Source organism: Halococcus qingdaonensis (assembly GCF_024508235.1).
Classification (GTDB): Archaea; Halobacteriota; Halobacteria; order Halobacteriales; family Halococcaceae; genus Halococcus; species Halococcus qingdaonensis.
In genome coordinates, this window is sequence record NZ_CP101943.1 from 920,056 (window position 1) to 933,180 (window position 13,125).

The window sequence follows — 13,125 nt, forward strand, 5'->3', positions numbered from 1 at the left end:
TGGGAGTGGTCGCATCCGCGCGAACGAACGTGAGCGCGGTTCACCGTGAGCGAGGCCGAAGGCCGAGTGAACGGATCTTTTTAGTCCACTGGAAGACTCGCTTCGCTCGTCTTCCAAGCTCTGCCTCACTTCGTTCGGCAGAACAGGTTTTTACTCGTCGCGCGCTCCGCGCGCACCCGCCGAGCAGAAAAGTGGGACGAAAGCCATTAACGGCCCCCGCGTACATCTGGGTGCGATGGCCGGTGGTCAGCGTCGTGCGTCGTTGTTTTCGCTGCGTGAGATCCTCGCCATCGGGTGGGTGACGACCGCGACGGTAGTGTTCTTCAACGTCTTTCTCAAGTACGTCAACGGTCAGTTGCTCGGCAACGCCCGCGGTGTGCCGGAGTTCTGGCCGGTCAGCATCTTCGCGTTTCGGATCGGTCGGTTGCGTCCCGACTGGGCGATACCGACACTGATCGCCGCGGTCGTCGTGCTCGCGCTGACCGTGGCGTATCTCCGTCGCGGTGGCACCAGCATCGTGCCGATCGTCGTCGCCGGGCTCGTGCTGGTAGTGCTCACGAATCTGCTGCACGGGATCAACCACGGGTTCGTCGCACCGCTGGCCACGCGCGAGGGCTACTATCAGCTCGCGCCGCAGGTCGTCGATCCACTCGCGTTCGTCGGGAGCTACGAGGCGAACCAGCTGTCCTACGTCGTCCACGCGAAGACCCATCCGCCGGGTGCGGTGCTCACGTTCACGTTTCTCGCCGGGCTGTTCGGCTCGCGTGCGGCCGTCGCGGTCGTTGTCGCGCTCGTCTCGCTACCGACCTCGGCGTATCTGTTCTATCGACTGATCGGGACGTACTACCGACGGAGCGTCGCCCGGTACACCACGCTGTTGTTCGTGCTCCTCCCGGCGGTACAGATCTATTATCTGGCCTCGCTCGACGCGCTCATCACGACGCTGGTGCTCGCCACGATCTATCTGTTCACCCGCGAGTCGCGATGGACGACCCTCTGTGCGTTCGTCCCGCTGCTCGTCGTTTCCTTTCAACTATTCTTGTTCGTCTTCGTGCTCCCCGTGCTCGCGGGGATCGCGTTCTTCCGGCGGGAGAAGATGGCCCCGCTAGTGGGGATCGTCATCGGGATCGGTGGGTTCTACCTGCTCGTCGACGCAACGCTCGGCTATAACTACCTTGAGAGTTTTCTCATCGCCTCGAACCAGCAGAACCCCGGCGGGTTCATGCTGCTGGCCGAGCCGGCGCGCTACGTCCTCACCCGGTTCGAGGACGTCGCCGAGCTCGCGCTGTTCCTCACGCCGTTTCTGTGTCTGCTCGTCGCACACGGGCTGGGCGCGCTCTGGAGGGACGTGGGTGGTCAACGACTCGCGACGAACACCCGCGAGCGCGAGCCGTTCGTGATGGCCGGGGTCGCCCTCGTCGGGTTCGCGGCACTGCTCGCGGCGGGCGTCTATCACACCGGCGAGACCGCCCGCGGCGCGATGTATCTCTACCCCTTCCTCTTGCTCCCGGTCGCGGCCGCCATCGATCGCATCGACGCGACGTGGCGCGCGAAGGGGCTGCTCGCGGCGGCGGTGTTCGGCCAGTCGCTCGTGATGCAGCTGATCGGCAACTACCTCTGGTGATCCTTCGCGCCGGTCAGGGGTTGCCGGGCGACGAGTGCGCAGTCGAACGCGGGCTGCTCGGCGAGATGGCGCACCACGAGGTGGCGGCGACTGCCGGTGAGACCTGACCGTTCGACGTCGTCGGCGGTGAACCGTTCGGGTAGCGACTCGTACAGTTGTCGCAGTTCATTGAAGTGGTCGAAGACTTTGCGGTGGCCGGACGAATCGGCATCGCGCCGTGCGACGACGTACGAGCCACCGGGGCGGTGGGTGCCGACGGTGTGGACGAACGCCCGGCGCTCGGTCAGCGCCCCGTCGAGTGCACGGCGCAGCGAGGCGGCGGTGTCCCTATCGAGTTCGTGCGAGCGCCCACCGAACGAGACGACGACCGTTTCGTCCGTCGTTCGAACCGTTACCTCATCGCCGGAGAATTTCTCGACCAGGAGCGTGCTGACTCCGTGCCATACGCACTCTGGACTCTACAGTGACTTAAATCCTACCGACGGTTTCAGCGGTGGTTCGCCAGCGGCTATCCCGGCACGTCGATCGCGGACCATCAGCGGTGGTCCGGCGGATACCCGTGCTTTTGAGGCCGGCCGCTCTACCACGCTCATGCGCATCCGTGGCGAGCGCGAGTGCAAGGACTGCGGGACGCGGTGGTCGTACTACGAGACTGGGACACCGGACTGCCCGAACTGCGGCAGCCTGCACAGCGTCGGCGTCGGCGATCGTGCTCAGCACACCGCGAGCACGGCCACGCTCGATCTCTCGCCGGCGCGCAATCTGCTCGGCAATGGGGATGGAGACGTGCGCGCCGCGGCCGAACGCGCCGCCGAGGATTGCCGGACGTTTGCCCGCCAGCACGGCTTCATCGACGCGGGCGAGCTCGCGCCGCTCGACGAGACCTACGTCGGCGCACTCGAACTCCGCGCGGTCGCCGACGAACTCGCGCGCGCGATGCGAACCAATGACGCCGAGGAGGGGTACTTTCTTGCACTACTGGGCGGCGTCGACGGCGGCGAACGCCCCACACCTGCCGAAGTCCCGGAATCGCTGCGGACGGCCCGCGGATTGGCCGCGGCGAAAGCCGTCCAGGAGTACCGCAGCGACGTAAGTTCGTATCTCGACGACCACCCCGACGAGGCAGCGCGATCGGCGTTCGGCACGCTCGGCGAGCACCGGAAACGGATCGAGGCGCTCAACGGCGACGTGCCGCCCGCAACCGCCGACCGCCTCGTTCGCGTCGCACGCGAACTGGGGGCCTACCTTCGAGAGGGCGACGAGAGTTCGCTCGTGACCGCCCGCGACCGCCTTTCACGACTCGGGTGAGTCGGTACCGAGCCGCGTTATCGTTTCATTACCGTCCGCTGAGTGGTGACAGTATCCATGTCAGCGCAGAACCCTCATCACGCCTGCTATCCGTGCACAGGCAGTGATCTGGATAAGTAGACAGCCTTTTAGTATTGTATTGCTTAAGAGTAGGTGTGTCTGATAGCACGGATAGGTTCGGGAGACGTACGTTTCTGTACGGTGCGGGAAGTATCACGCTCACGAGCGTGCTCGCTGGCTGTAGTGGCGGTTCGAGCGGCGACAACGGCTCCGGAAACGGAACGGGAACGGAGGGTGGGGCCGCCACGGAGGCCGCAACCGACACCGCAGCAAACGCCGAGAGTGGGACCGAACTGACGGACAGCGATACCGAAACCGACACTGATTCCGAAACGGAAACGGACGCCGACACAGAAACGGACGCCGATACTGACACCGGAACTGAAACCGAGGAGTCGGAAACGGACGATGACGACGAAAACTACGGGGGTCGCGATTCCGAGCGTCTGACGTACGGCGAGATTCGGCAGCAGCCGCCGAGCACGCTGGACAATCTCAACCAGGAGTACGTCGAGCTCATCAACGCGAGCGGATCGACGATCGATCTCTCGGGCTACACTCTCACCTACGGCGACGGCGCGAAGTATACCTTCGATGATGGTTTCCAACTCGACGTCGATCAGCCCGTCACCGTCCACACCGGTAGTGGCGATGACAGCGATACCGACGTCTACGTCGGTCGCGACGAGGTCGCCCTGGACTATCAGGGCCCCGATAAGGTCACGGTGAAGAACGCGGACGGTACCGTCGTGCTCGAAGCGACCGTCTGAACGGGTTTCTTACGGCAGGGAGACGTCGACGTCTTCCTGTTGGCTCGCAGCTTTCACGGTGTTGTAGAGCAGCATTGCGCGCGTCATCGGGCCGACGCCACCCGGAACGGGCGTAATGACACTCGCTTTCTCCTTCGCCGAGTCGAACTCGACATCGCCGACGAGTTCGTACCCCTTCTCAGTGTCGGCATCGACGCGGTTGACGCCGACATCGATCACCGTCGTGCCTTCCGAGAGCATCGAACCGTCGACGAGTTCGGGTGCGCCGACCGCCGCGACGACGATGTCCGCTCGCCGGGTCTTTTCGGCGAGGTCCTGTGTTCGGGAGTGACAGACGGTGACGGTGGCGTTGCCGCCATCGGTCTTCTGGACGAGGAGGTTCGCGAGCGGCTTGCCGACGATGCGCGAGCGCCCGACGATGGTGACGTCCTTCCCTTCGGGATCGACGTCGGCCGCGTCGAGCAGTTTCTGCACGCCGTGTGGCGTACAGGGTTTGAATCGGGCGTCGCCGGCGACGAGCCGGCCGACGTTCTCGGGGTGGAACCCGTCGACGTCCTTTCCTGGGTCGATGCGCCGAATGACCTCGCGGTAGTCGATCTGGTTGGGCACCGGATCTTGGACGAGATAGCCGTGAACACTCGAATCGTCGTTGAGGTCGTCGATCGTGTCGTACAGCTCGTCGGGTGCGGCGTCGCCATCGAGTTCGACGTGGATGCCGTTCATCCCGATCTCCTCGCAGTCGCGCTGTTTCATCGAGACGTAGGTCTCGCTCGCGGGGTCGTCGCCGACCAGCACCGTCGCGAGTCCGGGCGTGACGCCCGCATCGTCGAGCGTGTCGACGCAGTTCTCGAGATCGGCGCGAATCCCGTCGGCGACGGCGTTGCCGTCGATGACGTTCGTCATAGAGGGCAGCGGATTGCCGCACTAATCAACACTCGGGTCGAGTGATCCACACGCCTAACCGGCTCCCGATGCATCCGATACGATGGATCGAAAGCATGATATATACTGAACGCTTATTCAGTATCGATGGCAGACAGTACCAGTTTGAGCGGATTCGAGGACGCAGTCGCGATCGTGACCGGCGCGAGCTCGGGCATTGGCCGTGCATCGGCCGAGCGTTTCGCCGCCGAGGGCGCGAGCGTAGTCATCGCCGACGTCGACCGTGAGGGCGGCGAGGAGACCGTCGAACGGATCGAGAACGACGGCGGCGAGGCGACGTTCGTCGACGTCGACGTCTCCGATGAGTCGTCGGTCGAGGCGATGGTCGAGGAGACCGTCGACACCTACGGTGGGCTCGACATCGCGCACAACAACGCCGGCATCAGCCCGTCGTACGCGCCGACGGCCGACGTCTCGGTCGAGGACTGGGAGCAGGTGATCGACATCAACCTCACGGGCGTCTGGCAGTGTCTCAAGGCCGAACTCCCCGCGATGGTCGAGAGCGGCGGCGGTGCGATCGTCAACACCGCCTCGATCGGCGGGCTCGTCGCCAGCGGTAGCGCACCCTACACCGGCAGCAAACACGGTGTCGTCGGGCTCACGAAGACCGCCGCAGTCGAGTACGGTGGCCAGGGCGTTCGCGTCAACGCCATCTGTCCGGGCGTCGTCGAGACGCCGATGCAGCAGCAGGCGAGCGAGGACTCCACCGAGGCCGTCGACGCAGTCACCGAGGCGCAGGCACTCAATTGGATGGCCGATCCCGCAGAGATCGCCAACGCCGCCGCGTGGCTCTGCTCCGACGAAGCCTCGTTCGTGACGGGCCACCCCCTCGCGGTCGACGGCGGACTGGTCGCCCAGTAACCCTCACGGATCGGGCCGTACAGCACCGAGCGGGCGAACACGAATTCGCTATTATTTGCGTCACCCGAGCTACCGGTTACTCACGAGTGTCGTTCCGACGAGGACTGTATCGCCGGCAGATGATGCTGGTCGGAATAGGGGTTCTCTCTCGTTTCGATATCCGGAACGATCCGCTGCCGACGGAAAACAGTCGCTGAACGTGCGTCAGTACAGGGGGTGACGATCGACGAGTGCGTCCACGTCGGCCGAGACCTCCTCGCGGACGCCCTCGTCGTCGGGGGCATCGATGACGCGCGCAATGCAGTCGGCGACCTCCCGGCAGGCCTCGGCGTCGAAGCCACGGGTGGTGAGCGCGGGCGTGCCCGCACGAATCCCGCTGGCGACGAACGGGCTGCGGGTCTCGCCGGGCACCGTGTTCGCGTTGAGGACGATACCGGTCTCCTCCAGTGCCTCCTCCACTTCCTTGCCAGTCGTATCGGGGTGGGAATCGCGCAGATCACAGAGTACGAGGTGGGTGTCGGTCCCGCCGGAAACGAGCGAGAGCCCGTGCTCCTGCATGCGGTCGCCGAGCGCCTGGGCGTTCTCGACGACCTGATCGATGTAGTCGTCGAATCCAGGATCGAGCGCCTCGCCGAAGCCGACGGCCTTGCCCGCGACGTTGTGCATCAGCGGCCCGCCCTGCATGCCGGGGATGATCGCCGAATCGATGTCGTCGCCGTACTCCTCGCGGGCCATCACGATGCCGCCGCGGCCCGCACGGATCGTCTTGTGCGTGCTACCGGTGACGAAGTCCACGGTGCCGACGGGCGAGGGATGGGCTCCCGTCGCGACGAGACCGGTGATGTGGGCGATGTCGGCGAGATGGTAGGCGTCGACCGCATCGGCGATCGCCTGGAAGCGCTCCCAGTCGATCTCGCGGGGGTAGGCCGAAAAGCCCGTGACGAGCATGTCGGGCTCGAACTCGTGGGCGTGGTCCTCGATCTCGTCGAAGTCGAAGCGCCCCGTATCGGGGTCGACTTCGTAATGTTCGACGTCGTAGACCTTCCCGGCGAAGTTCATCGGGTGGCCGTGTGAGAGGTGGCCGCCATGTGAAAGGTCGAGCGAGAGGATCTTGTCGCCGGGTTCGAGCGCGGCGTGGTAGACGGCCATGTTCGCCTGCGAGCCGGCGTGGGGCTGGACGTTGACGTACTCGGCCTCCCAGAGCTCCTTCGCGCGGTCGATGGCCAGCTGTTCGACCTCGTCGGCGTACTCGCAGCCGCCGTAGTAGCGCGAACCAGGGTAGCCCTCGGCGTACTTGTTGGTGAGCGCACTGCTCTGGGCCTCCATGACCGCCTCGCTGACGTGGTTCTCGCTCGCGATCATCGTCAGCGTCTCGCGCTGGCGGTCGACCTCGCCGGCGAGCGCGTCGGCGACTGCCGGATCCGTCTCGCGCACGTGCTCGTACTCCATACCCCGGTTCTCGGCCCCATCATCAATACAGTATCGGTACGGCAACGCTCAGCACGACCGCCGGCCGCCGCAAAACCGCCGCCACCGCAAACGCCGGGTCTTTTCCGACGGGGTGCGTGGCTCGGCCATGAACGTCGGCATCGTCGGCTCCGGTCCCGCCGTCGAAGGTATCGAGACAGCACTCGACGACACCGAAACGAACCGAATCGACCCGGACGCTATCCCCGAACCGGACCTCGCGATCGTCGCCGATACCGCGGGCGCGGTGATCTTCGAGGAAGCGAACGAGCTCGCCCGCGAGAGCGCGACGCCGTGGCTCGCAGTCGAGCTCGGTGGCATCGGTGGCCAAGCGGTCTGTGAAGCTTCCATCACCGGCTTCGGTCCCGAGACGGCCTGCTATAACTGTCTGCAAGCGCGCGTCGCGGCGAGTGGTGACAGCACGGATAGCACGAACGGCGCGGACGAGGACGAAGCAGATGAGCCGAGCACCGACCCCGCGACCGCCCGGCTGGCCGGCGCACGCGCGGGCTACGAGGCCAGCCGACTGCTTGCGGGCGAGCGATCGCCTGTCATGGGTGGGGTCGTCGAACTTCCACACGCCGAGCGACGACTCCTGGCAGTGCCGAACTGCGACTGTGCCGGCGAACGGGATCGAGAGCTTCGACGCGGGTACGAGGATCGCGGGCTCGACGATGCACTCGGACGGGCCGAGGCCGCCCTCGACGAGCGCGTCGGCATCGTCACCGAGGTCGGCGAGATCGCCTCCTTCCCCGCACCGTACTATCTCGCGCGAGTGGGCGAGACGGCGGGATTCAGCGATGCGAGCGCGGCGAGCGAGGCCGCCGGTGTCGCCGCCGACTGGGATCGTGCGTTCATGAAGGCGCTCGGCGAGGCGCTCGAACGGTACAGCGCCGGCGTCTATCGCACCGAGGCGTTCGAACACGGCACGTCCGCGGAGATCGAGAGGGCCATCCCGCCGTCGTCGTTCGCACTGCCGGAAGGTGCGGAGACGGATGCGACGGCGTCGATTCCGTGGGTTCCCGGCGAGGACCTCGCGACCGGCGAGTCGGTCCATCTGCCGGCGGAGTTCGTCCAATTCCCGCCGCCGGACCATCGCCACGGGCCGTCGATCACCACGGGGTTGGGACTCGGGAATTCGGGTACCGAGGCACTCCTCTCGGGGCTCACGGAAGTCGTCGAGCGCGATGCGGCGATGCTCTCGTGGTATTCGACGTACGAGCCGCTCGGACTGGCGGTCGACGACGAAGGGTTCGAGACGCTCGCTCGGCGCGCGCGATCGGAGGGGTTGACCGTGACACCCGTATTGCTCACGCAGGACGTCGACGTTCCGGTGGTCGCCGTCGCCGTCGAGCGCGACGAGTGGCCACGGTTCGCGGTCGGGTCGGCGGCGGGATTCGATCCCGACGAGGTGGCGCGGTCGGCGCTCGCGGAGGCGCTCCAGAGCTGGATGGAGCTGCGCGCGATGGGCCCGGAGGAGGCCACCGAGGCCGAGGGGGAGATCGGACAGTACGCCGATACGCCCGGCCCGGCGGCGGACTTTTTCGCCGTCGAGAGCCGCGTTCCGGCGGCGAGCGTCGGGCCGGAGACGGTGCCGACGGGCCAGGACGCATTCGATGTGCTGGTCGATCGCGTAACCGAAGCGGGACTCGATGTCTACGGTGCGCGACTCACCCCGAGAGACGTCGAATCGATCGGTTTCGAGGCCGTGAGCGTGCTCGTGCCCGGCGCGCAGCCGCTGTTCACCGACGAGGCTTTCTTTGGTGAGCGCGCCAGCGAGGTGCCGCAGGCGCTCGGATTCGCACCGCGACTCGACCGCGCGTTCCATCCGTATCCCTGAGTCGGCTGGTGGTTGCCGCGTGGTGGCGGCAGCGGTGCGGTTGCCGTGCGGTCCTGGCGGGTGAAGGGCGAGGCTCCGAGCGAAGTCGTTCGAAAGGCGCTTAGTCCCTAGCGAAAGTTATGAAGATCGCGTGAGACAGCGATCTCATGAGTGGAGATCGTCGCAAGGAAATCGTCCGACATCTCAGTGAAGACGATCTCGATCGACTACTCGCCGAAACCGACGACGGAAAAGTTAGCAAGCGACTGACGTTCGTCAAGCGACTCTACAAAGGCGCAACTCTTGAGGACGCTGCCGACGACGTCGGCAGGTCCTCTGCGACTGCGACTCGCTGGGTACGACGATGGAATGAGGGTGGACTCGGTCTCCTCACGCCGAACTTCGGGGGCGGCAGGCCCCCGAAGCTCGGCGAGGACGAGCAGGAACAGTTGCTCGAACTCTTGCGAGAGGGTCAACCCTGGAAATCACAGGAGATCCAGTACCTCCTCAACGAAGAGTTCGACGTTGAGTACCATCCAGCTCACCTTGGAAGATTTCTCAAAAAGCTTGGTCTCTCACGTGCGATTCCACGAACACAGCGTCCCTCTCAACCTGAGAACGCCGAGGGGATCCTCGAAGAACGCGTCGGAGACGCGTTCGACGAGGACGCCGATGAGCCACACAACAAACAGGACAGTGATGATGAGGAAGGCTGGGTCGTTGACGACGATATCTGTACGGACGGCGGTACTATCCTCGGATTCTTCGATACATCCCATCCACAGCCGTGGGACAATTCACAGCGGATGTACTACGTCGATGATCCCCACATCACTCGACCGCTGGTTCGTCACGACGAACCAACGGTCGGCTTCTACGCACTCAACGGCGAGAGCGTGGTGAGCTTCCCCGAAAATCAGGAGAAAGAACAGATCTGTGCGTGTCTCGAACGGATCCGCGAGCAGAATCCGGGCAAGCGGATTCTGCTCGTCTTGGACAACTTCTCCTCGCACATCTGTCCGTACACGCGTAGGCGCGCGCATCAGCTAGGAATCGATTTGGTGTTCCTTCCGGTTGGCTCGCCGGATTTGAACCCGATCGAGCCGGTTTGGAAGAGTCTGCGCTGGGAAGCCTCGCCACTGATCGTCGAGAGCGCGGAGGAATTCCGCGCTCTCGTCACCGATCTGTTCGACCGCCTCACTGATCGGCTGAGTTTCGCCGTTTCATGGATCGAGAAATTCCTCGCTCCGTATCTTCAGAAGTTATCTAAATGACTATCGCGCCTTTCGTGATGACGAGAAAGCGAAGCTCTCTCGAACCACGAGGAGCCGAGGGCTTCTGCGGTGCGGAGCGGGTGTGGAGAGCGGTAGCATCCGCGCGAGCGGAGTGAGCGCGGTTCACCGCGAGTGAGTGAAACGAACGAGTGGGTGTTTTTGGTCCAGATTTTTGCGAACCCCCTTGCGAGCGAGCGGAGTGAGCGAGCAACGGGGGTGAAGTAAAAAGGTGGTCTCTAGATACCAAACGTCGCCCGGAGCATGTCGCGTGTGCCGGGCCCGAGCCCGACAACGAGCACCGCGAGCATCAGCAGGTAGGAGTAGCGCGGGCTCTCCTCGAAGATCGTCTCGTCGAACAGCCAGATGACGCCGGTCGCGAGGACGAGTTTCACGAGCAGGAACGGCCAGGAGTCGCCGATGACGTCGATGATCGACGGCGGAAAGACCGTGGTGGTAGCGCCGACGATGATGGCGTTGATCGGATGTTTCGCGCTGTACTGGAAGGGGAGCCCGATGGCCTGCGCCCAGTCCGAAGCCAGCACGTTCGCCACGCCGTCGACCGCCTGCGCCCAGAGGATCGCCAGCCCGATGAGGCCCGTGCCGGCGTTCAGGGCGGGTGCGAGCCGGTCGATGGCGTAGTAGATGCCGACGGCGAGCGCCGAGGCGATGCCGAGCGTGAGCACGAGCATCTGCGGGTAGAAGGCGACGAACTCGGTCGAGTAGGAGAGGAAGGCGAGGTAGGCGAGCGTCACGACGAGCGCGACCGTGCCCATCCCGGCGAGCGCCGGCTCGAACTCGGATATGACGTCGCGACGGGCGAGCCGGAGGCTGAGGAGGATAGCCGCGAGCGTGACGACGAAGACGGTGAGATAGATGACGGGGCTGATGATGAGCGCGTTCGCGGGATAGGAGATGGCGGCAGTCGCGTCGGCAGGGACGGCGTCGTTGGCGTCCTCGACCACCCGGAGCGCGCCGCCGAAGAGGGTGAACGGGATCAGTGCGAAGAAGAGCCGCCTGTCGGTGCCGATGCCGAGTCGGCGCACCAGGAGGAGCACGCCGGCGAGCATGAACAGCAGGACGACGGCGTACCCGGCCTCGGAGACGAGCGTGTAGCCCGGCTCGGCGACGGTGAGCCCCTGCGCCGCGGCCGCACGGCAGGTCTCGCTTTCGCCGAAGCGGCGGACCACTCCATCGGCCCGGACCGCACAGAGGGCGTTGTGGGCGTCGGCGTCGATCGGCCCCCAGAAGTATTTCCAGAGAAAGTTCGTATAGATTGCCCGCGGGAAGGCGAGCGCCCCGGCGGCGATGGCGAGGACGCCCGCGACGGCCGCCGCGAGCCACGCCCGCACGGGGTCGACCCGGTCCGCTATCGAAGCCATGTTCTGGTGGGTACACGCCCGCCGTTTGACGGTTCCGATTGGACGCGTCGCTCCCGGCAATGGATGGCTTTACGGCCACGCCCCGCCTCCCTCCGACGATGAACACACTCGCGAAGCGGATCCACAACATCGCACCCGATCCCGTCCACGTGACTTTCGCCGACGACTCGACGGCGACTTTCGAGATGCAGAGCGCCGAGTTCTTCCAAGAAGAGTTCCAGGGGGTCGCCACGCCGATCGACGGGGATCGCGAACACCGCATCGTCGCCGGCGGCGCAAACACCGACCAGGTCGTCGTCGGTCGTGAGCGCGACGACGGCGGCTTCGAGGAAGTCGGTGCAATCGTCGCAGTCGAACCTGCCGAGTGATTCTTAGACAGTAGTTGCGAGGGCAAGACGCTCCATCTTGCCCGCACTTTTCGTGCCGCACGATACGGCACGCAGTGCGAGGGACAGGATTTGAACCCGTGGACCTCTACAGGAGCGGAGCTTGAATCCGCCGCCGTTTCCAGACTTGGCTACCCTCGCACGCAGTCTTCCTTGGCTGTGGCGAGCGGTAAAGCGTTGCGGACGGCGGTGACCACGACGATAGCACCGGATATTGATAAGAATCGACACGAGTACGAATGGCCTCCAACGGCCGTGTTTAATCGCATGACGGAAGTGGAATTTCCTGTTTTGCGGCCTGCTTGATGTTGTACACCGCACACATCAACGCGATCTCACGAAATTCTCGATACCATGTCCGCGCTCGCAGGGCGACGCCCAGCGAGCGCTTGACCGAGGAGAAGACGGTTTCTGACATGGAGCGCTGGTGGTAGAGATCGTCGTCAATTCGGGCGTTGTGGGCGTGATCGTAGGGCTTGTTGATGCAGTGCTTGATCAACGGTCGGAGGTCAAGATCCTCACGGAGGTACTCACGCAGCCACGTGCAGTCGTAGCCTTTGTCAGCAGTGAGGATCTGCAACTCGTCCGCCTGCCGGCGGGCGAGTTGCATGCAGATGTCGGCGTCACTTCCTTCTCTGGTGGTCGTACAGTGCAAATCGAGGATGACGTTTGTTTCTGCATCGACAAGTTTCGTGGCTTTGAGGCCCTGTACCTCGTATTTCGTCTTGTTGCAGTACGAGCGGCTCGCAGGCGAGCGCTCGAAGAACGTAGCGTCGATCGCTCCGATCGGCCCAGTGTTATGAAACTGCGCAGACTGCTGGAGAAGTGTTCGACAGACCGCCATCTCAATTCTATCGAAAGCGAGACATAACGTCGATGGATGCGGGAGATCGGCCGGCTCAAGGCCGATCTCCCGCGATATTCGTGGCATTTCCGTCAACACATCGATCGTCATCCGGTAGGTTGTATCGAGATAAATCCGGAGACAGTGGATGGATATCATCGCTGCATCGGTGAACCCGCCGCCACCTTCCGGGGCGGCGGGTTCGTCCCAATCATCGGCAACCCTTTTGACGGCGAAGACAACACGTTCGGTGAAGCGGAAGATTTGCGTTGACATACTTCGCCGTCTTCCGCTTCAACTCCGTCACTCTGGCGACCTGATCCGACGTTGTCTAGCGATTAAACACGGCCCCTCCAACCGATCGCCGCTACGATTAAGTCCACTCGGTGCC

12 protein-coding genes and 1 tRNA gene are annotated in these 13,125 nt (G+C 64.3%); 7 read left to right on the forward strand and 6 right to left on the reverse strand.

The window, feature by feature from the left end:
• Nucleotides 1-235: 235 nt before the first annotated feature.
• Entirely contained in the window at nucleotides 236-1,624 is a 1,389-nt protein-coding gene (locus NO363_RS04900) for a glycosyltransferase family protein (RefSeq protein ID WP_256687287.1), read from the forward strand.
• On the opposite strand, the gene NO363_RS14150 is transcribed toward NO363_RS04900, so the two are convergent.
• Complete coding sequence (locus NO363_RS14150; RefSeq protein ID WP_370525590.1) at nucleotides 1,612-2,046, reverse strand: DUF7528 family protein; 435 nt, start codon at nucleotides 2,044-2,046, stop codon at nucleotides 1,612-1,614. The genes NO363_RS04900 and NO363_RS14150 overlap by 13 nt on opposite strands.
• A 169-nt stretch (nucleotides 2,047-2,215) precedes the next feature.
• Here NO363_RS14150 and NO363_RS04905 point away from each other — a divergent pair, with 169 nt between their 5' ends.
• Nucleotides 2,216-2,932 carry a DUF7117 family protein gene (locus tag NO363_RS04905; protein WP_256687288.1) on the forward strand — a complete coding sequence of 239 codons (717 nt, stop codon included), beginning with the start codon at nucleotides 2,216-2,218 and terminating at the stop codon, nucleotides 2,930-2,932.
• Between the two features lie 155 nt (nucleotides 2,933-3,087).
• On the forward strand, nucleotides 3,088-3,762 hold the full coding sequence (locus tag NO363_RS04910) for a lamin tail domain-containing protein (protein ID WP_256687290.1): 675 nt from the start codon (nucleotides 3,088-3,090) through the stop codon (nucleotides 3,760-3,762).
• Nucleotides 3,763-3,771: 9 nt separating this feature from the next.
• Here the strand turns inward: NO363_RS04910 and NO363_RS04915 are convergent, their stop codons facing one another.
• Entirely contained in the window at nucleotides 3,772-4,665 is an 894-nt protein-coding gene (locus NO363_RS04915) for a bifunctional methylenetetrahydrofolate dehydrogenase/methenyltetrahydrofolate cyclohydrolase (protein ID WP_256687292.1), read from the reverse strand.
• A gap of 126 nt (nucleotides 4,666-4,791) precedes the next feature.
• Here NO363_RS04915 and NO363_RS04920 point away from each other — a divergent pair, with 126 nt between their 5' ends.
• On the forward strand, nucleotides 4,792-5,565 hold the full coding sequence (locus NO363_RS04920; RefSeq protein WP_370525584.1) for an SDR family NAD(P)-dependent oxidoreductase: 774 nt from the start codon (nucleotides 4,792-4,794) through the stop codon (nucleotides 5,563-5,565).
• 204 nt (nucleotides 5,566-5,769) lie between these two features.
• Here NO363_RS04920 and glyA read toward each other — a convergent pair whose 3' ends face one another.
• Entirely contained in the window at nucleotides 5,770-7,014 is a 1,245-nt protein-coding gene (gene glyA, locus NO363_RS04925; RefSeq protein WP_256687293.1) for a serine hydroxymethyltransferase, read from the reverse strand.
• 127 nt (nucleotides 7,015-7,141) lie between these two features.
• Here glyA and NO363_RS04930 point away from each other — a divergent pair, with 127 nt between their 5' ends.
• Both NO363_RS04930 and NO363_RS04935 read left to right on the forward strand, forming a co-directional pair.
• Entirely contained in the window at nucleotides 7,142-8,872 is a 1,731-nt protein-coding gene (locus NO363_RS04930; RefSeq protein WP_256687294.1) for a YcaO-like family protein, read from the forward strand.
• 146 nt (nucleotides 8,873-9,018) lie between these two features.
• The gene (locus NO363_RS04935; RefSeq protein ID WP_007738580.1) at nucleotides 9,019-10,125 is read left to right on the forward strand and encodes an IS630 family transposase; all 1,107 of its coding nucleotides are present in this window, start codon (nucleotides 9,019-9,021) and stop codon (nucleotides 10,123-10,125) included.
• Between the two features lie 236 nt (nucleotides 10,126-10,361).
• On the opposite strand, the gene NO363_RS04940 is transcribed toward NO363_RS04935, so the two are convergent.
• Nucleotides 10,362-11,504 (reverse strand): DUF63 family protein, encoded by a 1,143-nt coding sequence (locus NO363_RS04940; RefSeq protein WP_256687299.1) that lies wholly within the window; start codon nucleotides 11,502-11,504, stop codon nucleotides 10,362-10,364.
• A gap of 98 nt (nucleotides 11,505-11,602) precedes the next feature.
• Between NO363_RS04940 and NO363_RS04945 the strand changes: the two genes are divergently transcribed.
• The gene (locus NO363_RS04945) at nucleotides 11,603-11,872 is read left to right on the forward strand and encodes a DUF8072 family protein (protein WP_256687301.1); all 270 of its coding nucleotides are present in this window, start codon (nucleotides 11,603-11,605) and stop codon (nucleotides 11,870-11,872) included.
• Nucleotides 11,873-11,947: 75 nt separating this feature from the next.
• Here the strand turns inward: NO363_RS04945 and NO363_RS04950 are convergent.
• Nucleotides 11,948-12,031: transfer RNA gene (locus tag NO363_RS04950), tRNA-Leu, on the reverse strand.
• 118 nt (nucleotides 12,032-12,149) lie between these two features.
• The gene (locus NO363_RS04955; RefSeq protein WP_256684385.1) at nucleotides 12,150-13,010 is read right to left on the reverse strand and encodes an IS5 family transposase; all 861 of its coding nucleotides are present in this window, start codon (nucleotides 13,008-13,010) and stop codon (nucleotides 12,150-12,152) included.
• Nucleotides 13,011-13,125: the final 115 nt, after the last annotated feature.

What these genes read in the sequence shown, in the direction of transcription:
- NO363_RS04900 (WP_256687287.1), top strand. Translation starts at nt 236, where the DNA reads ATGGCCGGTGGTCAGCGTCGTGCGTCGTTGTTTTCGCTGCGTGAGATC.
- NO363_RS04905 (WP_256687288.1), top strand. Translation starts at nt 2,216, where the DNA reads ATGCGCATCCGTGGCGAGCGCGAGTGCAAGGACTGCGGGACGCGGTGG.
- NO363_RS04915 (WP_256687292.1), bottom strand. Translation starts at nt 4,665, where the DNA reads ATGACGAACGTCATCGACGGCAACGCCGTCGCCGACGGGATTCGCGCC.
- NO363_RS04920 (WP_370525584.1), top strand. Translation starts at nt 4,792, where the DNA reads ATGGCAGACAGTACCAGTTTGAGCGGATTCGAGGACGCAGTCGCGATC.
- glyA (WP_256687293.1), bottom strand. Translation starts at nt 7,014, where the DNA reads ATGGAGTACGAGCACGTGCGCGAGACGGATCCGGCAGTCGCCGACGCG.
- NO363_RS04930 (WP_256687294.1), top strand. Translation starts at nt 7,142, where the DNA reads ATGAACGTCGGCATCGTCGGCTCCGGTCCCGCCGTCGAAGGTATCGAG.
- NO363_RS04935 (WP_007738580.1), top strand. Translation starts at nt 9,019, where the DNA reads ATGAGTGGAGATCGTCGCAAGGAAATCGTCCGACATCTCAGTGAAGAC.
- NO363_RS04940 (WP_256687299.1), bottom strand. Translation starts at nt 11,504, where the DNA reads ATGGCTTCGATAGCGGACCGGGTCGACCCCGTGCGGGCGTGGCTCGCG.
- NO363_RS04945 (WP_256687301.1), top strand. Translation starts at nt 11,603, where the DNA reads ATGAACACACTCGCGAAGCGGATCCACAACATCGCACCCGATCCCGTC.
- NO363_RS04955 (WP_256684385.1), bottom strand. Translation starts at nt 13,010, where the DNA reads ATGTCAACGCAAATCTTCCGCTTCACCGAACGTGTTGTCTTCGCCGTC.